This is a genomic window from Sphingomonas sp. NFX23, from assembly GCF_049887795.1.
In the GTDB taxonomy this organism is placed as follows: Bacteria; Pseudomonadota; Alphaproteobacteria; order Sphingomonadales; family Sphingomonadaceae; genus Sphingomonas.
Window position 1 is genome coordinate 746,810 of record NZ_JAGEKH010000002.1, and the last position, 19,826, is coordinate 766,635.

The 19,826-nt window shown below is 64.5% G+C and carries 18 protein-coding genes; 9 read left to right on the forward strand and 9 right to left on the reverse strand.

The features are described from left to right. Nucleotides 1–5 precede the first annotated feature (5 nt). The 6 genes from queA to J4O76_RS07520 all read left to right on the forward strand — a co-directional run bounded on the left by queA (nt 6) and on the right by J4O76_RS07520 (nt 6,798). On the forward strand, nt 6–1,031 hold the full coding sequence (queA, locus tag J4O76_RS07495) for a tRNA preQ1(34) S-adenosylmethionine ribosyltransferase-isomerase QueA (protein WP_426281081.1): 1,026 nt from the start codon (nt 6–8) through the stop codon (nt 1,029–1,031). A gap of 8 nt (nt 1,032–1,039) precedes the next feature. After that, nucleotides 1,040–1,495, forward strand: coding sequence for an EF-hand domain-containing protein (locus J4O76_RS07500; protein WP_426281082.1), 456 nt, complete (start codon nt 1,040–1,042; stop codon nt 1,493–1,495). Nucleotide 1,496: 1 nt separating this feature from the next. Next, nucleotides 1,497–2,645 carry a tRNA guanosine(34) transglycosylase Tgt gene (gene tgt / locus J4O76_RS07505; RefSeq protein ID WP_426281083.1) on the forward strand — a complete coding sequence of 383 codons (1,149 nt, stop codon included), beginning with the start codon at nt 1,497–1,499 and terminating at the stop codon, nt 2,643–2,645. Then, nucleotides 2,642–2,839, forward strand: a complete 198-nt coding sequence (locus J4O76_RS07510; RefSeq protein ID WP_426281084.1) for a hypothetical protein — start codon at nt 2,642–2,644, stop codon at nt 2,837–2,839. Before tgt ends, J4O76_RS07510 begins: the two co-directional genes overlap by 4 nt. 8 nt (nt 2,840–2,847) lie before the next feature. Continuing rightward, nucleotides 2,848–5,679 carry a M16 family metallopeptidase gene (locus J4O76_RS07515; protein ID WP_426281085.1) on the forward strand — a complete coding sequence of 944 codons (2,832 nt, stop codon included), beginning with the start codon at nt 2,848–2,850 and terminating at the stop codon, nt 5,677–5,679. Nucleotides 5,680–5,823: 144 nt separating this feature from the next. Beyond that, nucleotides 5,824–6,798 (forward strand): cell wall hydrolase, encoded by a 975-nt coding sequence (locus J4O76_RS07520; RefSeq protein ID WP_426281087.1) that lies wholly within the window; start codon nt 5,824–5,826, stop codon nt 6,796–6,798. Nucleotides 6,799–6,940: 142 nt separating this feature from the next. On the opposite strand, the gene J4O76_RS07525 is transcribed toward J4O76_RS07520, so the two are convergent. From J4O76_RS07525 to J4O76_RS07555, 7 genes are all read right to left on the reverse strand, one after another. Further along, nucleotides 6,941–7,171: a hypothetical protein gene (locus tag J4O76_RS07525; protein ID WP_056060610.1), complete on the reverse strand. Its 231-nt coding sequence runs from the start codon at nt 7,169–7,171 to the stop codon at nt 6,941–6,943. Nucleotides 7,172–7,276: 105 nt separating this feature from the next. Next, nucleotides 7,277–7,489, reverse strand: coding sequence for a cold-shock protein (locus tag J4O76_RS07530; RefSeq protein ID WP_031394996.1), 213 nt, complete (start codon nt 7,487–7,489; stop codon nt 7,277–7,279). 278 nt (nt 7,490–7,767) lie between these two features. Then, nucleotides 7,768–8,181: a glycine zipper 2TM domain-containing protein gene (locus J4O76_RS07535; RefSeq protein WP_156362209.1), complete on the reverse strand. Its 414-nt coding sequence runs from the start codon at nt 8,179–8,181 to the stop codon at nt 7,768–7,770. 95 nt (nt 8,182–8,276) lie between these two features. After that, entirely contained in the window at nt 8,277–8,723 is a 447-nt protein-coding gene (locus tag J4O76_RS07540) for a DUF3597 domain-containing protein (RefSeq protein ID WP_136189371.1), read from the reverse strand. Continuing rightward, nucleotides 8,720–10,060 carry a hypothetical protein gene (locus J4O76_RS07545; protein WP_426281088.1) on the reverse strand — a complete coding sequence of 447 codons (1,341 nt, stop codon included), beginning with the start codon at nt 10,058–10,060 and terminating at the stop codon, nt 8,720–8,722. The genes J4O76_RS07540 and J4O76_RS07545 overlap by 4 nt, the downstream gene beginning before the upstream one ends. After that, nucleotides 10,057–10,299: a hypothetical protein gene (locus J4O76_RS07550; protein WP_426281089.1), complete on the reverse strand. Its 243-nt coding sequence runs from the start codon at nt 10,297–10,299 to the stop codon at nt 10,057–10,059. Before J4O76_RS07550 ends, J4O76_RS07545 begins: the two co-directional genes overlap by 4 nt. A 546-nt stretch (nt 10,300–10,845) precedes the next feature. After that, the gene (locus J4O76_RS07555; RefSeq protein WP_107952071.1) at nt 10,846–11,175 is read right to left on the reverse strand and encodes a hypothetical protein; all 330 of its coding nucleotides are present in this window, start codon (nt 11,173–11,175) and stop codon (nt 10,846–10,848) included. 253 nt (nt 11,176–11,428) lie between these two features. Here J4O76_RS07555 and J4O76_RS07560 point away from each other — a divergent pair, with 253 nt between their 5' ends. Further along, nucleotides 11,429–13,315: an NACHT domain-containing protein gene (locus tag J4O76_RS07560; RefSeq protein ID WP_426281090.1), complete on the forward strand. Its 1,887-nt coding sequence runs from the start codon at nt 11,429–11,431 to the stop codon at nt 13,313–13,315. Nucleotides 13,316–13,324: 9 nt separating this feature from the next. Here the strand turns inward: J4O76_RS07560 and uvrA are convergent, their stop codons facing one another. Then, the gene (gene uvrA / locus J4O76_RS07565; protein WP_426281091.1) at nt 13,325–16,219 is read right to left on the reverse strand and encodes an excinuclease ABC subunit UvrA; all 2,895 of its coding nucleotides are present in this window, start codon (nt 16,217–16,219) and stop codon (nt 13,325–13,327) included. Nucleotides 16,220–16,434: 215 nt separating this feature from the next. Between uvrA and J4O76_RS07570 the strand changes: the two genes are divergently transcribed. Together J4O76_RS07570 and J4O76_RS07575 are read left to right on the forward strand one after the other, a co-directional pair. Beyond that, nucleotides 16,435–17,253 (forward strand): energy transducer TonB, encoded by an 819-nt coding sequence (locus J4O76_RS07570; protein WP_426281092.1) that lies wholly within the window; start codon nt 16,435–16,437, stop codon nt 17,251–17,253. A gap of 103 nt (nt 17,254–17,356) precedes the next feature. Then, nucleotides 17,357–17,935, forward strand: coding sequence for a hypothetical protein (locus tag J4O76_RS07575; protein WP_426281093.1), 579 nt, complete (start codon nt 17,357–17,359; stop codon nt 17,933–17,935). Between the two features lie 65 nt (nt 17,936–18,000). Here J4O76_RS07575 and J4O76_RS07580 read toward each other — a convergent pair whose 3' ends face one another. Next, nucleotides 18,001–19,152 carry a GGDEF domain-containing protein gene (locus tag J4O76_RS07580; RefSeq protein WP_426281094.1) on the reverse strand — a complete coding sequence of 384 codons (1,152 nt, stop codon included), beginning with the start codon at nt 19,150–19,152 and terminating at the stop codon, nt 18,001–18,003. Nucleotides 19,153–19,826 lie beyond the last annotated feature (674 nt).

The following is a 19,826-nucleotide window of genomic DNA, read 5'->3' on the forward strand; positions in this document are numbered from 1 at the left end:
TCACGTTGAACGTCGACCTTTTCGACTTCGACCTGCCGACCGACAACATCGCGCTCCGCCCCGCGGTGCCGCGCGATGCCGCGCGGATGCTGGTGCTCGAAGGTGATCGCACCACGGATGCAGGCGTATCCGACCTGCCGTCGCTGCTGCGGCGTGGCGACATGCTCGTGTTCAACGATACGCGCGTGATCCCGGCGCAGCTCGACGGGCGACGCGGCGATGCCAAGATCGGCGCGACCTTGCACAAACGCGAGGGGCCGCGACGGTGGCGCGCGTTCATTCGCAATGCGCGGCGGTTGCGCGACGGCGACGTGATCGAGTTCGGCAACGGCGTCAGCGCGGCGGCGGTCGATCGCGAGGACGATGGGAGCTACGCGCTGGTGTTCGCGGGCGACGAGCCGGTCGAACTGCTGCTCGAACGCGCGGGTCACATGCCCCTGCCCCCGTATATCGCCGGCAAGCGTCCTACCGACGAACGCGATGCGGACGATTACCAGACGATGTTCGCGTCCGAGCCGGGAGCGGTCGCAGCGCCGACGGCGGCGTTGCACTTCACGCCAGGATTGATGGCGGCGCTCGAGGCGGCGGGGATCGGTCATGCGACGCTGACGCTGCATGTCGGCGCGGGGACGTTCCTTCCCGTGAAGGCGACCGACACCACCGAGCACAAGATGCACGCCGAATGGGGCCGGATCGATGCCGCCACGGCCGATCGGCTCAACGCGGTCCGCGCGAACGGTGGTCGCGTGATCGCGGTCGGGACGACGTCGCTGCGGCTGATCGAAAGCGCGACCGGCGAGGACGACGTGATCCGCCCATTCGACGGCGACACCGCGATCTTCATCACGCCGGGCTACCGGTTCCGCGGCATCGACGGCTTGATGACCAATTTCCATCTGCCGCGCTCGACCTTGTTCATGCTCGTGTCGGCGCTGATGGGACGTGAGCGTATGCAGGCGGCGTATGCGCATGCGATCGCCGGGAAGTATCGCTTCTACAGCTATGGCGACGCCTCGCTTCTGCTGCCATGACGGGCGGCATGCTGCTCGTACTCGCTTTGCTCCAGGCCATAGTTGCCGCGCCGCCGCCCGCTGGCACGCCGCAACCGCCCGCGACGATTTTCGCCGAGCCCGCCGCGCTGTTCATCGCCGCGTGCGATGCGAACGGTGATGGCCGCGTGACGCAGGCCGAACTGACTGCGGGCATCGCGCGGAGCTATGCCACCGCTGAGGGGGCTGCCACTGGATCGATCGGGTACATTGCCTTTGCCGACTGGGCGCAGGCGTGGCTCGGCGATCGCAACGCGTTGCCGAGCCCGTTCGAGGTCGATCGCGATGGCGACAACCGGATCACGCTGGCCGAACTCCAGGCGCGGTTCGCGCAGTTCTTCACGCGGTTCGACCGCGACAAGGATGGCGTGCTGACCCGCGCCGAACTCATCACCATCCGCGGCGCGCCGGCCGGCGATCGCTACGGCATCCGCAAGAAACGTTGATATGACTCGTCCCCGCTTCGACTTCACCATCTCCGCCACCGACGGCAAGGCGCGCACCGGCGTCATCGCGATGCAGCGCGGCGACATCCGCACGCCTGCGTTCATGCCGGTCGGCACCGCGGCCACCGTCAAGGGGATGAAGCCCGCCGACGTTGTCGGTGCGGGCGCGGACATCATCCTCGGCAACACGTATCACCTGATGCTGCGGCCGGGGGCCGAGCGGGTTGCGCGGCTGGGTGGTCTGCACGCGTTCTCGGGCTGGTCGAAGCCGATCCTCACCGATTCCGGCGGCTATCAGGTTATGAGCCTCGCGGACCTGACCAAGCGCTCCGAAGAAGGCGTCTCGTTCAAGTCGCACCTCGACGGCACGCGGCACCTGCTCAGTCCCGAGCGGTCGATCGAGATCCAGCGGCTGCTCGGCTCGAACATCGTCATGGCGTTCGACGAACTGGTGCCGACGACGTCGACGCGAGAAGTGCAGGCCGCGGCGATGGAGCGATCGATGCGTTGGGCGAAGCGGTCGCGCGCCGCGTTCGATGCAGGCGAAGAGCATGCCGAGAACAATGCGATCTTCGGGATTCAGCAGGGCGCGTTGAACGAGGGCTTCCGCAAGTCGTCGGCGGATGCGCTGATCGATATCGGCTTCGACGGCTATGCGGTCGGGGGGCTCGCGGTCGGCGAGGGCCAGGAGGCGATGTTCGGCTGCCTCGACTTCGCGCCGGACCAGTTGCCGGTCGACAAGCCGCGCTACCTGATGGGCGTCGGCAAGCCCGACGACATCGTCGGCGCGGTCGAGCGCGGGATCGACATGTTCGATTGCGTGATGCCGACCAGGTCGGGCCGCACCGGCCAGGCCTTCACGCGCACCGGCCCGATCAACATCCGCAACGCGAAGTTCGCCGAGGATATGGGGCCGCTCGATCCCGCCTGTCCCTGCCCGGTCTGCGCGACCTGGGGCCGGGCGTATCTGCATCATCTCGTCCGGTCGGGCGAAATGCTTGGCGCTATGCTCATGACGGAGCATAACATCTGGTTCTACGAAACGCTGATGGCGGATCTGCGGGCGGCGATCGCCTCGGGGACGCTGACGCAGTTCGCGAATGATTTCCGTGGCGTGTATGCCCGGAAGAGTGAAGGAGAGCCCAAGTGACGATCAAGATCGACAGCGACACCCCGAACGAAATCCTTGTCGCCGCCAAGGAGGCGAAGCTGCAGGCCGAAGCCGCCGCGCATAACGCCGCGGAGAAGGCCAAGAGCTGGCCGCTCGCGAAGATCGGCCTGGGCGTCGGCATCGGCTCCGCGGCGATCGCGGGCGCGGTGCTGTTCGCGAACCGCAACAAGTAAGGATCCCGATGCGCCTCCTCCGCTCCGCTTTGCTGCTGACCGCAGCTTCTTTCCCGGCAGCGGTGGGGGCGCAGACCGCACCTGCCCCGACGCAGGTTTCGGTGAAGCCGCTCGCCTATACCGAGCGCACGCTGCCGAACGGCCTGCGGGTGTATGCGATCCGCGACACCGGCACGCCGAACGTGTCGGTGCAGGTCTGGTACGACGTCGGCTCCAAGGACGATCCCAAGGGCAAGTCCGGGTTCGCGCACATGTTCGAGCATCTGATGTTCAAGTCGACGCGCAACCTGGTGTCGGAGCAGATGGACCGGCTGACCGAGGATGTCGGCGGCTACAACAATGCGTCGACCAACGACGACTATACCAACTATTACGAAGTGATCCCGGTGAACCACCTCCAGCGGCTGCTGTTCGCGGAAGCCGACCGGATGGCGAGCCTCGTCGTCGAGCCCAAGAGCTTCGGCTCGGAGCGTGACGTCGTAAAGGAGGAGCTTCGCCAGAGCACGCTCTCGCGGCCGTACGGAAAGCTGTTCTCGCTCTATTATCCGGCGCTTGCCTATACGACGCATCCCTATGCGCGTGGGACGATCGGCAGCCTGGAAAATCTGGAAGCCGCCGGGATCGATGACGTCCGGGCGTTCCATGCGACCTATTATCGGCCGGACAATGCGATCCTAGTCGTGTCGGGCAACTTCGATCCGGCGCAGTTGAACAGCTGGGTCGACCAGTATTTCGCGGGGATAAAGAAGCCGAGCGCAGCAATCCCGCGCGTGACGGTTGCCGAGCCTGCGCGGACCAAGGCCGTGACGCGCACGGTGTACGAGCCGAACACGCCGCTGCCTGCGGTGTTGGTCAGCTATCATGTGCCGGCGGACCGCGATGCGGATATCGCGGCGTTAACGGTGCTGAAGGCGGTGCTGGCGACCGGCGAGAGTTCGCGGCTGTACGAGAGCGTCGTGTACCGCGACCAGCTCGCGCAGTCGGCCGAGGCGTTCCTCGATACCAAGCAGGCGACCGGCAACATGGTCGTCTACGCGATCCTCGCGGGCGGCAAGACGGTCGAGGCGGGTGAGGCTGCGTTGAAGCGGGAGGTCGCTCGGTTCCGCGATGCGCCGGTGACCGCGGCGGAACTCGCGGAGGCGAAGAACGAGATCCTGACCCAGTCGATCCAGTCGCGTGAGACCGCCGAGGGCAAGGCGAGCACGCTGGCGTCTGCGGTGCTGGTCGACGGCGATCCACAGGCGGCTGACAAGCAATTGGCGGCCATCGCGCGGGTAACGGCGGCGGATATCCAGCGGGTTGCGCGGAAATACCTCGGCGACAACCAGTCCGCGACAATCCGGTACATGCCACTCGCGGCCAAGCCTGCGGGCGGTGTCGCGGATGCGATCACGGTTGCACCGACGGTGCAGGTTGCCGACCTGAAGGCGCCGGCGAATATCGAGATCGTGACGCCTGCGCCAGAAGGGCAGCGGGTCCAGCCGCCGGCGCCAAGCGCACCGGTATCGCCGACGATCCCTCAGCCGGTCGAAACGCGTCTAGCGAACGGCATGCGGCTGGTGACGGTGGAGCGGCACGAACTGCCGATCGTCACCGCTTATCTCGTAACCGCGGGTGGCGCGGCGACCGATCCCGCGAACCGCGCTGGCGTCAGCAGCCTGTCGGCGGACCTGCTCACCAAGGGTACGAAGACGCGTTCGGCCACGCAGATCGCGCGTGCGATCGAGGGGCTTGGCGGTGCGATCGGCAGTTCGGCTGGCAGCGATGGCGCAGCGGTCGACGTGACGGTGAAGTCAGACCAGCTCGCGCCGGCGATGGCGATCCTCGCCGACGTCGCGATCAACCCGGCCTTTGCGCCCGAGGAGATCGAACGCGCGCGAACGCAGCAGGTCGACGCGGTGACGCTGGCGTTGAAGGATCCGGCGCAGGTCGCGGGTCTGGTTGCGGATCGTGCGGTGCTCGGGGCGTCGCCCTATGGTGCGCCTAACGGGGGCACGCCGCTGTCGCTGAAGGCAATCACGCGCACCGACATCACGGCAGCGTATGCGCGGAGCTTCCAGCCGGGCCAGGCAACGCTGATCATGGTCGGCGACGTCACCGCGGCGCGTGCCAAGGCTTTGGCGGAAGCGCAGTTCGGCGGTTGGAAATCAGGCGCCGCTCCGTCGGCCACCGCGCCGCAGGTGACGTACCCGAAGCCGCGTGTGATCGTCGTCGACATGCCCGAAGCGGGTCAGGCCGGCGTCGTGGTTGCGCGTCCTGCGATCGCGCGGTCGGATGCACGCTATTATCCGCTCGCGGTCGGCAATACCGTCCTGGGCGGCGGCTTCTCGTCGCGGTTGAACCAGGAAATTCGGATCAAGCGCGGGCTGGCCTATGGCGCGGGCAGCGGGCTCGATGCAGGGAAGACGCAAGGCACGGTCGCCGCGCGGACTCAGACGAAGAACCCGACCGCTGCCGAAGTCGTCACGCTGATAGCGGCCGAGATGACGCGGATGGGGACGTCCCCCGTGCCGGCCGCAGAACTCGACACGCGCAAGGCCGTGCTCGTCGGCAATTTCGGGCGCGGGATCGAGACGACGTCGGGCGTTGCAGGAATCCTGGGCGCCTATGTTCAGAATGGCGTGCCGCTCGGTGAACTCCAGCGCTACACCGGTGCGGTTGGCGCAGTCGATCCGGCGGCGGTACAGGCCGCGGCGGTCGCCTTGCTCGATCCGAAGGCGGCGAGCATTGTCGTGGTCGGTGACGCCAAGCAGTTCATCGAACCGCTGCGCAAAGCCTATCCAAACGTCGAGGTCATCCCCGAAGCCGCGCTGAAGCTGGACACCGCAACCTTACGGTAAGCGATTGCTGCTACGGATCCAGTCCGTCCCGCGGTGGGACGGGCTGAATCCGTGCGCGATCGGTCCGGCCAAATCGGCTATGCCCGGCACGACAGGCAAGTACGAGGAAAGCGATTGCGCGTTAGGTTGCAGACGGTTCGGTTGATGAAACGCATCTGGGCGACGATGGTCGTCACGTTGTTGATCATAGGTGCCGGAATCTCTGCCCACGCCGCGCTCCGGGCAATGTCGGCGCGTGAAGCGGCGAGCGACCGCGCGAGTGCCGCATCTTCGGTAAGGGTTTCAGCCCCTGCCCCTGCGCTGGCCGAGCAGGAAATCGCCGCCCCTGCGGCGGGTGTTACGGGGACCATCGACCTGCCCGATCTGCCGATCCCGGCCGGTGCGACGCTCGACGCGGGTATTGTGCCCGCACGGCCCTTCTCGATGGCACCCGCATCGGCACTGGACCGCGACCGTGCGCTGCAATGCCTCACCGCGGCGATCTATTACGAAGCCGCATCCGAGCCCGATGCCGGCCAGCAGGCGGTCGCGCAGGTCATCCTCAACCGCGCCCGGCATCCTGCCTTCCCGGGAACGGTATGCGGCGTGGTGTACCAGGGCTCGGAACATGCTGGCTGCCAGTTCAGCTTCGCCTGCGACGGCGCGATGACGCGCGTGCCGGCGCGTGGCGCGTGGGTCCGCGCTGCGCGCGCGGCAGGCATGGCGCTGGCCGGCTATGTCTACGCACCGGTCGGGTTGGCGACGCACTATCATACCTACGCCGTGACGCCTGCTTGGAACCGGAGCATGGTGATGACCGATGTCGTCGGTGCGCATTTTTTCCATCGGTGGAAGGGGTATTGGGGTACTTCAGCCGCGTTCAACCAGCGCTATGCTGGCGGCGAACCGGTGCCGGGGCCGCATATGTCCGTGCAACCGATTGCGCCGCCCACACCGCAGATGATTGCAGCCGCCACGGCCGGTGCTGTCTCCGTCCCGGTGCCGGCTACGGTGGTAGCGACTGTTGCGCAGGCCAAGCCCGTTACTCAGGCACCGGCAATACCGGCTGCTTCCGATATGCTACCGCCAGAGTCGCAGATTCTCGACCGGTGGAAGGATTCGGGTAAGCCACTGAAGTAAGTTGCGGCAACCTTCCACGGTGCTGCGTAAGCGGCCTCGGAATTGACGTTCCTCAGAAGTTGTTCACGCAGAGACACAAAGAAAAACCCGGGTGCATCGCTGCATCCGGGTTTCCGTAATCATCGAACCTCGAAGATCCGGCCTATTCGGCGGGGACCATCGACGGGGTGCCGATCATCATGCGTTCGCCACCGGGGGGGGCGGCTTCGCGAGCGGCGCGGAGGATCTGGGTGCGTTCGGCGCGTGAGGCCATGTCGTCCCATGCCTTTTCGGCACGGCGGCAGCGATCGCGCACGTTGTCGAGGAGGGCGGCATCGCCGTTGCGACGCTCTTCATCAGCGCGGGCCCGGTAAAATTCTGGATTATCGGCCATGCTGGTGCGCTCCTGCGGGAAATTTCAAAGGGGTGATGCGGCGACCATGATGGCCGCCGCATCGCAACCGAGATCAGGTTGGCGGACAATAATCCGCCAGCGAGATCAATCGGCTGGCTGGAGGTTCACGGCCGACTGCTTGCCACGCTTGTCGGGCTCGAGCTCGTAGGTGACGCGCTGGTTCTGGTTCAGCGTCGGCATGCCGGCGCGCTCAACCGCGGTGATGTGCACGAATGCATCGTTGCCGCCGCCATCCGGCGCGATGAAGCCATAGCCCTTGTCGGCGTTGAAAAACTTGACGGTTCCGGTGATAGCCATGAAGTGGCTCCTTCTTAGTAGAGAGTAACCCGACGTTCGGGCGACCCGTGCCGCGGAGCAGGGAAAGAAGGAGAAAGGTGCCGCAAAGCGCCAAGAACCGTCGATATGCGACTGTAGCTGAGCGCTATATGGGCCAAGACCGCCCGAATTGCAAATCTTGCCGGTAAACTGGGTCAAGAACTGCGTCGATTTACGCAGATTTTATTTTCGCGTGCGCCGCCATCGACGACGATAATTTAGATCGACCGGCGCCGATATTTCGACGCCGGTCGAGGGATTTAACGGCAGCGGGTGTCGTTGCTGGAGCGATCCACCGCACGCCCGGCAAGTGCGCCGCCGGCCGCACCGAGGACAGTGCCGAGCAGGCCCGAGCCACCGGGGGCAATGACGTTGCCGAGCACGCCGCCGGCGACTCCGCCGACAATCAGGCCAGTGGTGCCGTCGTTGCGGCGGCAATAGTAACGGCCGTCATTGCCGCGATAGACGCGGTCGTTGCGCGACAGGCGGCGCTCGCGATACCGTGCATCGTCGCGGTAATAGCGACCGGCATCGTAGCCGCCGTAGGCGGGATCGACGCGGTTATAGTCATAGGAACGATAGCGCGGGTCGACGCCGTAGCGGCTGCCCCCGTCGCCAACGCAACCGGCGACCATGGTGGAGGCGGCCAATAGGCCCAGCATCGCAACGCGCATTTCGTGTCCTTTCAGAGGGTTGATACTGAAGGCGTAATGATCAGCGCCGGCATTTGGTTGCCGGCGCCTGCGCTCCCTCTATTTCAGATTGGGGATCAATCCTTGAGGTTGGCGGGCACGGTGCCACCGTTCTTCTCCAGCTCGCGCATCACGGCCTTGATCAGCCACATGTTCATCTCGGCGCTGCCGTCCTTGGCACCGGTATAGCCCAGCTCGGTGGCGAGCTCCTTGCGGTTGTCGAGGCTCGAATCGAGATCGAGCAGCTTCATCAGGTCGACGATCGAGGTGCGCCAGTTGAGATCGGAGCCCTTCTTCGAGGCGATGCCCGAGAGGACGGCCTCGACGTCGACCGCCTGAGCGGGCGCGGCGGGCGCGGCCTGCGGAGTCGGGGCGGCGGGCGTCGGTGCAGGCTGGGCGGCCGTAGTCTGCGGCGCGGGCGCGGGCGCCGGTGCGGGCGCAGCCTTGGGCGTGCCGAAATGGCCGCTGCCGAGCGGGCCGTGCTCACCGAAGATGGCGGACTTGATCTTGCTGAAGATGCTCATGGGGGTACTCCGTTGACTATGCGTATGGCGGGAGAACGCCCGGTGGCGGATTTGGGTGCAGCGTCCGCAGGCGTCGGCGTCAGATTGGGTGCGGTGTGCGATTGGCCGGGCGATTGGCCGGGCGACCGGCCGGGCGACTGGCCGGGACCGGCGCCGGACGAAGCGCCGTTACCGGGTTCGGGGTCAGGCTTTCTCGGGCGATCCGGGTCGAAATTGCGGGCCAGCGCAGCGACGCGCGCGATATCGGTCGCGGCGACCGCGTCGACCTCTTCATCCTCGATGAGCCCGCAGCTCACCGCATAGCCGATGAACCAGCTGTCGCGGTCGGCGCCCTCGACGACGACGCGCTCGGCGGTCTCTCGGTCGTACGGCGCATCGAGGATGATCGCCTCCTCCCGGGAACATTCGCGGCTGTAACCGTCGTCGCCGAAAATGCCGCCATTGCCTTCGTCGAAGTCGCTCAGCGGCGGGAAGCGGGTGCGCCAGGCACTGGTGAACTCGTCCCACCAGACCGGGCATTCGCCGTCGGGTCCGCCCGGTTCGACGTCCGGAAGTGCAGAAAGTGCAGACGCTGGCGCAGGTTTGGCGGGCGCAGGTTTCGGGGGCACAGGCTTCTGAGCGGGTTCGGGTGCGAGACTGAGCAGCCCGGCGGCCTCCGCGCGCGCCCATTGCTCGGCGGTCCAGCCGGCGCGGGCGGCGGGATCGAGATCGGCGACGTCGATCTCCGACGCGAGGCCGGCGTTACTGCGAAGCCAGCGGTCGGCGCGGGCGAGCGCGACGATCGGCGCCAGCCCTTCCCCTATTTCGGTCGAGCGGACGCGTTCGCCGAGGAACAGGCCGGCGCGCGCCGGGCCGGCATCGCGCTCGACGAGGTCGAGGAACGCGTCGAACTCGGTCGCGATCAGGCGGGCGGCGGCGTTGGTGGTCTCGCTCTCCTCGGCATGGCGATCGAGCCGGGCGAGCAGCGACATGGCGAGGCGGTTGTCGAAGCGGTGGCGTTCGATCACGTCACCGTCGGGCTTCGTAAGACGCTCGATCTGGCCGACCATCGCGCGGCAGAACAGCGCCTCGGCGACGATCGGCCGCGCGACGAGCTTGGCGGCGTCCCAGCCGAGCGCGAACGCCGCACCCGATGCGCGGCGGCGCAGGCTGTACGCGGCGCGTGGCGACAGGCCGACGCTGGCGGTCGCCTCGTCGACGGTGGCGCCCTCGGCGATGCGTTCGAGAAAGCCGCGCTGGCGCTCGGGGGACCAGCCGTCGATGCGCTGGCGATGTTGCCGCGTGAAGGAGTCGATGGGCGGCGCGTTGACACCCTGGTCCTGGAGAGCGGCGGTCACTTGCGCATGGTCCGGGCGAGCGCGGTCCAGCGGTCTCGGTTGGCGGCGATCTCGGGCGAGACCGGCATGCGGGTGCCGATCCGGCCGGCGTCGACATGCGCTTGCCAAGCCATGACGTGGCGGACTGCGTCTGGGAGGTGGTCGGGGATCGGGGGTTCGTAGCGCGGCCTGGGGGCGGGGATGGCGCGCGTTGCGATGTAGCACGGGGGCGGGTCGGCCGAGGTGGGTGCGTTCGCCATGATTGATCCTCGTTGCGGAGAGGACCGATCAGGTATGCCGGATCGGGGTGTGTAGGACAGCGGTTTTATGGGGTGGCCTCGTCCTAAAGCCCTACCGTCATCCTGACGAAAGTCAGGACCCAGGGTTACGAGGTATGGCGCTTTTGGCTCTGGGTGCTGACTTCGTCAGGATGACGGAAGGGGGTTGAGGGCGTGGCGTGGGTGATGGAACCAGTGCTCATCGATCTCGAACACGCGTTAGCGCGATCCGACGCCCTCCTTGTTCTCCCGCGAAGGCGGGAGCCCAGTCTGGATCCCCGCCTTCGCGGGGAAACAGGCTTTCTTGCCCGAAAGAGTACCCGTCGAAACCAGTCCAGGTGACGGAGCGAAGGGGTGGCGTCGGGATAGACCTAGGCCGTCCGGCTCTCCTCATCCTCCCCCGCCAAGGGGAGGTGGCACCGCAGGTGACGGAGGGGGAGGACACGGAACCTGCGTCTTCGCCCCCTCCCCCTCCGTCTGACAAGCGCCAGCCACCTCCCCCTTGCGGGGGAGGATCAGGAAGGCGCCTCAGCCGAGCGTCGAGCCGCGATCCGCGGCGAACGACGGGGCCGGGCCGGTGGCGGGGCGGAGCGACTCGCGCTCGGCCTTGGTGGGGACGGCCGTAGGATCGGGGCGGAAGGCGTCCGGCGCGCGATCGGTCGCACCCGGGCGGGGCTTGTCGAGTGCGAGATCGGGCGCGGCATGCTCGGCGGGGTTGGCCTTCGAGCGCAGGAACACCGCCAGCAACGCACCCCCGAGACCGATCGCCGCGGCCCCGATCGACAGCGCGTTGATGCCGAACGTCTTGGCATTTGGCTTGGGGCTGGGGGCAGGCTTGTGCGGGTGAGGCTTGGTCATCGTTAGATCCATTATGTGGTTGCGCTCGATTTAACAAACTAGGCTGTCGGCGTGTTCCAGCGAAGGGCTTGACCACAACGCTTACGCCCCCCAACCTCCTGAGACTGGGCAAAATAACGCTATACCAAGGCAGAACATTTAAAATCCGCGCTGCCAAGCAGATTTAAAGAATATAACGCCCTAGCTTTTGTAACAAACTAACTCGACCATCGACATAGCTATAGGGGTCGCACGGCCCGATACTGGAGTTTTTATGGCCTCATCAGCAATAATGGCAGCAGCTGGCGCCCAAGCAATAAAAATGGCTGACTCCGCACTGGATAAGTCATCTGAAAAGATATTAGCGTACCTTACCGATAAAACTAAGGATGCCCGTGACCTTATAATCGCTGAATTTAGAATCGGATTTCAGGTTTTTATCCAGTCTTCGTATGAACGTTGCCGCACGTACAAGACTCTCCTGAACCCATACGTCCCACTTCCAGTTCTTGATAACTACATTCATGTCGATGTACTAATCGGCGACAAAAAATTTACCGACGATACTTTGATTGAGGGCATTAGGCCTAATGCGCGCGTTATCGTCACCGGCCTAGCAGGCGGCGGCAAGAGCATGCTTATGAAATATATGTCCCTCAAAATATCAGACACTAAGTCTGGGCTGTCACCTCTTTTTATCGAACTTCGGCGATTTAACGCTGAACCAGCGACTACATTAGAAGCCCTAATCATAGAGGCAATGCGCGTCGACGCCTCAAAAATCACCGCCGAACAATTCTCAATTGGTCTGAAAGCGGGAGCTTTTGCGGTAATATTGGACGGTTTTGATGAACTGAAAGATGATACAGCAAACTGGGTCGAGAAAGAGATATTAAGGTTTGAGGGCTTTCATCCAAAGACTGCCATCATAGTTTCTTCCCGACCGAGCCATCGATTCGAGTCTTGGGAGCGATTTTATCGTGCTAGCGTTCTGCCATTAACAAAGCCAATGGCAATTGATCTGATCAATTCTTTTAGATACGACAGTGGTGTAAAATCCCGGTTCCTTGATCGGGTAAAGGCCGATTTGTGGTCGACGCACGAGTCGTTCCTGTCGTCACCGCTACTCTGCACAATAATGATGCTCACCTTCGAAGAATTTGCAGAAATCCCGACAAAGATGCATGCATTCTATAGCCAAGCGCTTGACACTCTTTTTCAGCGACACGACGCCCTTAAATCTCAGTTCAACCGAGAAACAAAAACTGGTCTGACAAGGGATATTTTTCGGCGGTGCGTATCTTCGTTTTGTGTGACGTCGTACCTGGACGAAAAATATACGCTAACCGAAGATGTAGCGGTAAAACATTCAGATGCAGCAGTTCGCTTTGTACGCCAATCTACCGGACTGCAACTACGCGGTGTGACCGGAGAAAATTTGGTCAGCGACTTGGTGAATTGTGTAAATGTCCTTCAACCCGACGGGCTGGAATTAACTTTCGTCCATAGGTCATTTCAAGAATACTTTGCAGCACTATTTGCTGTAAACTATCATGATAGTCGCTTTCCAGCGCTTCTAGACAGTTTTTCATATCGATTTGGCGATTCATCGCTCTCTATGGCATTTGATATGGCAAGAGAAAAAGTTGAAACGGAATGGGTTCTCCCGAGGTTGACTTCCAAGCTTCAAGAAATAGCTGACCTCACGGAACTTTCCCACCAAGTAAGGACTGTCTACACCACGCTCTTTTTTAGCAAAGGCCCCCGTGGAAAGATTTACCTCTATTCCGATTTTCATAACAAAGACTTTGGCTTCATCTACGCATTATGCAAATTATATCCAAAACAATTAAGTAGTAGTATCTGGTTCAAACCAATCGATAAAATGATCGACCCGGCATTACTCCAGGGAATGCACATACCCGGCAATTCGACCAACGATGAAACATTCACTGCTTGGTTAGATACCGCGCATGATCGGGACGAGCCATCACGGTTTTTAGCAGACTTGTCTGCCGGCAGCGAATGGTTGGAAAAGCTGGGCCTTTCTGATTCCATAGCAACATTTCTTCGAGAGGGTCCAAAAATCATAAACGCCATACTTCAGCGGGAGAAGCGAAGAACTTCGGTAATGGACGCTTTCCTATCCAACTCAGGATAGCCGTAAAAGCTATCCATTAATTACCCGCTTCTCCAGCAACGGCGCCAGATACTTCCCCGTAAAGCTGCCCTTCGCCTTCGCGACCTTCTCCGGCGTGCCTTCGGCGACGATCTCGCCGCCCTTGACGCCGCCTTCCGGACCCAGGTCGAGGACCCAGTCGGCGGTCTTGATGACGTCGAGATTGTGTTCGATTACCACCACCGTATTGCCTTGCTCGACCAACGCGTGGAGGACTTCCAGCAACTTCCGCACGTCCTCGAAGTGGAGCCCGGTGGTGGGTTCGTCGAGGATATACAACGTGTTGCCGGTGGCGCGGCGCGAGAGTTCCTTGGCGAGCTTGACGCGTTGCGCTTCGCCGCCCGAGAGCGTCGTCGCCTGCTGGCCGACCTTGACGTAGCCGAGGCCGACCTCGACCAGCATCGCCATCTTGTCGCGGATCGGGGGGACCGCCTTGAAGAACTCGGCGGCGTCCTCGACCGTCATGTCGAGCACGTCGGCGATCGAATGGCCCTTGAACTTCACCTCGAGCGTCTCGCGATTGTAGCGCGCGCCGTGGCAGACGTCGCAGGTGACGTAGACGTCGGGGAGGAAGTGCATCTCGATCTTGAGCACGCCGTCGCCCTGGCACGCCTCGCAGCGGCCGCCCTTGACGTTGAAGCTGAAGCGGCCGGGCTTGTAGCCGCGCGCCTGCGATTCCGGCAGGCCGGCGAACCAGTCGCGGATCTGCGTGAAGCTGCCGGTGTAGGTGGCGGGGTTGCTGCGCGGGGTGCGGCCGATCGGCGACTGATCGATGTCGATGACCTTGTCGAGATACTGGAGGCCGGTGATCTTGTCGTGCTTGCCCTGGACGATGCGCGCGCCGTTCAGCTCGCGCGCGGCGGCGGCGTAGAGCGTGTCGATCGTGAAGCTCGACTTGCCCGAGCCGGAAACGCCGGTGATGCAGGTGAAGGTGCCGAGCGGCAGGCTGGCGGTGACGCCGCGCAGGTTGTTGGCGACCGCGTTGTGGACGGTGAGCTTCTTGCCGTTGCCTTTCCGGCGCGTGGTTGGGACCGGCACCTCGCGCGTGCCGTTGAGATAGTCGGCGGTGATGCTGCCCTTCGACTTGAGGATCTGCTTCAGCGTGCCCTGCGCGACGACCTGGCCGCCGCGGACGCCGGCGCCGGGGCCCATGTCGATGATGTAGTCGGCGGTGCGGATCGCGTCCTCGTCATGCTCGACGACGAGCACGGTGTTGCCGAGATCGCGCAGACGGCGGAGTGTCTTGAGGAGCATGTCGTTGTCGCGCTGGTGCAGGCCGATCGAGGGCTCGTCGAGGACGTAGAGCACGCCGGAAAGGCCGCTACCGATCTGCGACGCGAGGCGGATGCGCTGGCTTTCGCCACCGCTGAGCGTGCCGCTGGTGCGGTCGAGGTTGAGGTAATCGAGGCCGACATTGTTGAGGAAGCCCAACCGCTCGACGATCTCCTTGAGGATGCGTTCAGCGATCGCGTTCTGCTGGTCGCCGAGATGCTGCGGCATGTCGGTGAAGAAGGCGAGAGCATCGACCACCGATAAGTGGGTTGCGTACGAAATGTCCTTCATCGCGATCTTGACCGCGAGCGCTTCGGGCTTCAGGCGCGCGCCGCCGCAGACTTCGCAGGGGGCGGCGGACTGGTACTTGCTCAGCTCCTCGCGCATCCAGGCGGAGTCGGTCTGGAGCATGCGGCGGTTGAGGTTGCCGATGACGCCCTCGAACGGCTTGGAGACGTCGTATTTCTTCTTGCCGTCGATGAAGGTGAGCGTGACGGGCTTGCCCTTCGAGCCGTGCAGGATGGTGCTCTGGACCTCCGGCGGGAGGTCGGACCAGGGCGTCTCGATGTCGAACTTGAATTCGCGCGCGAGGCTGCCGAGGACCTGCATGTAGTAGGGCGACGGCGGGTTGGATTTCGCCCAGGGGACGACCGCGCCCTTCTTGATGCTGAGCATGTGATTGGGGACGACGAGGTCTTCGTCGAACAGCAGCTTCTCGCCGAGACCGTCGCAGGCCGGACATGCGCCCTGGGGGGCGTTGAACGAGAACAGGCGCGGCTCGATCTCGGAGATCGTGAAGCCGCTGACCGGGCAGGCGAACTTCTCGCTGAAGACGATGCGGCCGTCGGGGGCGTTGTTGCCGAGGATTTCGGACTTTGGCGTATGCGGTTCTACCGGGTCGGCGGGGTCGACATAGGCAAGGCCGTCGGCGAGTTTCAGCGCGGTTTCGAAGCTTTCCGCGAGGCGCGTGGCGATCTCGCCGCCGACGACGAGGCGGTCGACGACGACTTCGATGTCGTGCTTGTACTTCTTGTCGAGCGCGGGGGCTTCGTCGATGTCGTGGATCGTGCCGTCGATCCGGACGCGCGCGAAGCCCGCCTTCTGCCACTCGGCGAGTTCCTTGCGGTACTCGCCCTTGCGGCCGCGGACGACGGGGGCGAGCAGATACAGGCGCGTGCCCTCGGGGAGCGCCATGACGCGGTCGACCATCTGGCTGACGGTCTGCGCGGCGATCGGTTCGCCGGTGGCGGGCGAGTACGGGATGCCGACGCGCGCCCAGAGCAGGCGCATGTAGTCGTAGATCTCGGTGACGGTGGCGACGGTCGAGCGCGGGTTGCGCGACGTCGTCTTCTGCTCGATCGAAATCGCGGGCGAGAGGCCCTCGATGTGGTCGACATCGGGCTTCTGCATCAGTTCGAGGAACTGGCGGGCGTAGGCGCTGAGGCTCTCGACGTAGCGTCGCTGGCCCTCGGCGTAGATCGTATCGAACGCGAGGCTCGACTTGCCCGATCCGGAGAGGCCGGTGATCACCGTGAGCGTGTCGCGGGGGATGTCGATGTCGACGTCCTTGAGGTTGTGCTCGCGCGCGCCGCGTACGGAAATCTTGGTCAGCATGAGGCTGGTTCTACTTCTGTTCTGATCGGGAGACTAGTGGGAGAGATAGGAATGCATGAGGCCGGGTGCCAGTTCATCCGGGACGATCGATTGCGCAGCCGATTGCGCGACGGGCGATCAAGGCGTCGACGCGGCTTGCAACCAGGTGGCGTATTTTGGAGAACCGGCGAACGTGACGGGGTGCAAGGGGATGATGCGATGACGAGTATTTCCGGATGCCGCTGATGCTGGCGCTGGCCGCCGCTGCGGCGCTGGCGGAGCCCACGGCCGCGCCGTTGACTCCGGCGAGCAAGTGGAACGTCGATTATGGCGCGACCGCCTGCATGCTCGGCCGCACCTATGGCACCGGCAAGGCGGAGACGATTCTCGCGCTTCGTCGGCTGCCGCTGGCGTCGACGCTCGAGCTGATGGTCTACACCAATGATCGTGGCGTAACGATGCGGCTGGGCCAGGCGAAGATCGGCATCGTCGGCGGGGGATCGGATGACAGCCGGTACGAGAGTTATCCGACCCAGGCTTCGGGCAAGCGGATGACGCGCATGCAGGTCGATGCCACGCTGTTCGAAACGCTGCCCGCCGATGCCGTGCTGCGCATCACCCCGGACAAGATGTCGGGCTGGGCGTTCGCGATGCCAAATGCGAAGGCGGCATTCGAGGCCCTGGCCAAATGCAATGATTCGACGGCCAAGCATTGGGGCATCGACCCGACCGAGCGCGCGAAGATCGCCCAGCCTGCCAAGGCGACGACACGGCCCGAATACTGGATCGGACCCGACGATTACCCGAGGACGATCGTCGGCAAGGGTGCGCAGGGGACGTCGACGGTCCTGTGGACGATCGGCCTCGACGGGCGGGTTGCCGATTGCCGGCCCGTGGTGACGAGCGGCGAGGTCGAACTCGACAAGGCGGCCTGCAGCGCGATCATGCGGCATGCGCGCTACACACCCGCGCTTGGCTTCGACGGCAAGCCGATGGTCAGCCACGCGACACAAAAAGTGACGTGGCGATTGCCTGGCACCTGGTCCGGCAACTGATCGACCGTCGCGGCTGGACGGGGCGAAGGCGCCGGGGTTGCACTCCGGTATCGGTGTATTATCTTGTTCGTACACACCGAAGCGGAATGGCACAGAGGACGACATGGGCAAGAAGAAGGACGAGCGAAAGCGGCGCGAGCGCGAGGCCGAGATGGCCGCGGCTCAGGGGCACTCGAGTGCTGGGCATGAGGGCCATGCGCATGACGGGCACAAGCATGACGCGCACAGGCATGAGGGCCGGAAGCACGAGGGTCGCAAGCATGAAGGCGGCGCGCCGTTCGCGGGGATCGCTGCGACAATCGCGCGACAGATGGGGACACCGGTCGGACGCCAGATGATCGCGGCGGGGCTGATGGCCGCGGCGACGGCGATCTCGAAGCATGACGCGAAGTCGAGCGCTCGGCCGACGCCTCCGACGCCCCCTGCCCCGCCTTCCCCTGCCTCGTCCTCGGCACAGGCTGAGCCGGCAGCGTCGAAGGTCGAGCCGGACGTGGCGACGGAGTCGACCAGGCCTCAGGGCAATGGTCCGTTCGCCGGGGAGACGCGGGAGCCGCCACGGAGCGAGACGAACGCGCTGCCGCCGGAGTTCGCGAAGGTGCTGGACTCGGTTACGGTGGGGTTGGAGCGATTGTTCGTCGGGTTCGGCAAGCCGACCGCGAAGAAGGACCCGCCTGCCGCTTGAGTGTGCAGGGCCGCGACGCCGCGCGTGGCGTTGCGGCCCTTTCGGGGCGATCCAAAACGCGCGGCTCAGGCTGCCTTTATGTAGATGGCCGGTTGGCGGCGGTCGCCCTTTGCGAGGTACATCGCGCGGTCTGCGCCGGCGATGAGGTCGACGATCGGCGTGTTGGGCTCGCCCTCGACGACGCCGATGCTGACCCCGAGCGTGCCATGCGTGGCCATGCGCGGTGCCATGGCCTGTGCGAACCGGGTGGCGATACGGTTGCCGATCATGGTCGCGTGCGCCGTCGGGATGTCCGGCAGCACGCAGACGAACTCGTCACCGCCCCAACGGATCAGGTGGCCTTGTCGGCCGACGGCGTCGTGGGCGATCTCTGCAAAGCTGCGGAGCGCGGCGTCGCCGGCGGCGTGGCCGAGCGTGTCGTTGAGCGTCTTGAAGCGATCGAGATCAAGCATCATCACCGTCAACGTGCGCGGCGCATGGCGGCCGGCGAAGGTCTGCGCGATGCGGTCCAGGCCGGCGCGGTTGAACGCGCCGGTGAGCCAGTCGCGCTCCATCTGATCGAGCAGCAGGTTCTGGCCGCGCTCGGCCTGGAGGATCAGGAGCGAGAAGGCGCGGAAGATGATGAAGGCGATCTGCCCCGCCGCGAGCCAGGCGCCGAGATCGTCGTGACGACCGGTCAACTGCGTGCCGATCCGGTCGCCGTAAGCCAGCCAGGCGCGACCGAGGAACATCGGTATGGTGACCGCGAACAGCGCGGCGACGATCCAGCCGGTCTGTAGCGAGTCACGGCGCGCGAGACGGATGGCGACGATCACCACGACGAGGTCGAACCCGGCGCGGATGACGCTGAGATAGGCGACGCGGAGGTGGAAATGCGCCGGGTCGTGCGTGAACCAGAGGGGCAGGCCAAGGACCGCGGCGGTCGCCAGCATCGACGTCAGGCGCGCGTCGGGGCGGCTGAACTTCACGACCGCGCCGGCGATCAGCGCATAGCCCATCACCACTGCGGGGTTGCCGATGCTGGGCGCCAAGGGGAGACCGATCCGATCGTTGAGCACCGCCATCAGTGCGCCGCACCCGGCGATCAGGTGGCCGGCGCCCCATAGCCCTGCCCAGGACCCGAACCGACCGGTCGCGAGGGGGATGAGGTGGATGAACCCGGCGACCAGCATGCCGAGGCCTGCGACGACGTAGAGAGTGGAGAGATCGAGCGCCACGGAGACCTGCTTGTTCGTTCGTTGCGCGGACTAATAGGTTGGCTTTGCTAAGGATTGGTTCCGGTTGGGGTGGGGAAGGAAATTTGCGTGTTTTGGTTTGGGTGGGTTGGGGGTTGTGCGCGGGTGGCGATGAGGGGCGGGGCGGTGCCCAGGCGATAGGCGATGCCGAGGGCGGATGCGGTGGGTGTGCCAAGAATGTTTCCCCGCGAAGGCGGGGACCCAGACTGGGCTCCCGCCTTCGCGGGAGAACAGGGAGGCGGGCGGTATCGTTTGGGGCGGAGTGGCTCTGGCTTGACCGACGTTGTCGGGCGTTTCGTGCACGCCACTCCAGATTGCGCCCAGTTGTTGCGCCCCCTCCCCCGTCATCCCGGCGAACGCCGGGACCCATGGTCGCGGACCGGGCGATGGTGGGGCGATATCGCTGGGTCCGCCGTAACCGTGGGTCCCGGCGTTCGCCGGGATGACGGAAGGGGGTGTAGGTGGGTGAGTTTGAAAGGATTCCGGAGCTTAGGGCTTGGTGTGGGTGATGCCGTCAAAGACCTCGCAGATCGTGAGCTTGCGGCGGTTCACGCTGCCACTTGATCGCGCCCCCGCCCCCCTAACCTCCTTCCCCTACCCCTCTTACCCCCCCGTCATCCCGGCGGACGCCGGGACCCATGGTCGCGGACCGGGTC

Coding starts and splice junctions, on each gene's coding strand:
- J4O76_RS07500 (WP_426281082.1), top strand. CDS start 1,040: ATGCTGCTCGTACTCGCTTTGCTCCAGGCCATAGTTGCCGCGCCGCCG.
- tgt (WP_426281083.1), top strand. CDS start 1,497: ATGACTCGTCCCCGCTTCGACTTCACCATCTCCGCCACCGACGGCAAG.
- J4O76_RS07515 (WP_426281085.1), top strand. CDS start 2,848: ATGCGCCTCCTCCGCTCCGCTTTGCTGCTGACCGCAGCTTCTTTCCCG.
- J4O76_RS07520 (WP_426281087.1), top strand. CDS start 5,824: ATGAAACGCATCTGGGCGACGATGGTCGTCACGTTGTTGATCATAGGT.
- J4O76_RS07525 (WP_056060610.1), bottom strand. CDS start 7,171: ATGGCCGATAATCCAGAATTTTACCGGGCCCGCGCTGATGAAGAGCGT.
- J4O76_RS07530 (WP_031394996.1), bottom strand. CDS start 7,489: ATGGCTATCACCGGAACCGTCAAGTTTTTCAACGCCGACAAGGGCTAT.
- J4O76_RS07535 (WP_156362209.1), bottom strand. CDS start 8,181: ATGCGCGTTGCGATGCTGGGCCTATTGGCCGCCTCCACCATGGTCGCC.
- J4O76_RS07540 (WP_136189371.1), bottom strand. CDS start 8,723: ATGAGCATCTTCAGCAAGATCAAGTCCGCCATCTTCGGTGAGCACGGC.
- J4O76_RS07550 (WP_426281089.1), bottom strand. CDS start 10,299: ATGGCGAACGCACCCACCTCGGCCGACCCGCCCCCGTGCTACATCGCA.
- J4O76_RS07555 (WP_107952071.1), bottom strand. CDS start 11,175: ATGACCAAGCCTCACCCGCACAAGCCTGCCCCCAGCCCCAAGCCAAAT.
- J4O76_RS07560 (WP_426281090.1), top strand. CDS start 11,429: ATGGCCTCATCAGCAATAATGGCAGCAGCTGGCGCCCAAGCAATAAAA.
- uvrA (WP_426281091.1), bottom strand. CDS start 16,219: ATGCTGACCAAGATTTCCGTACGCGGCGCGCGCGAGCACAACCTCAAG.
- J4O76_RS07570 (WP_426281092.1), top strand. CDS start 16,435: ATGCCGCTGATGCTGGCGCTGGCCGCCGCTGCGGCGCTGGCGGAGCCC.
- J4O76_RS07575 (WP_426281093.1), top strand. CDS start 17,357: ATGGGCAAGAAGAAGGACGAGCGAAAGCGGCGCGAGCGCGAGGCCGAG.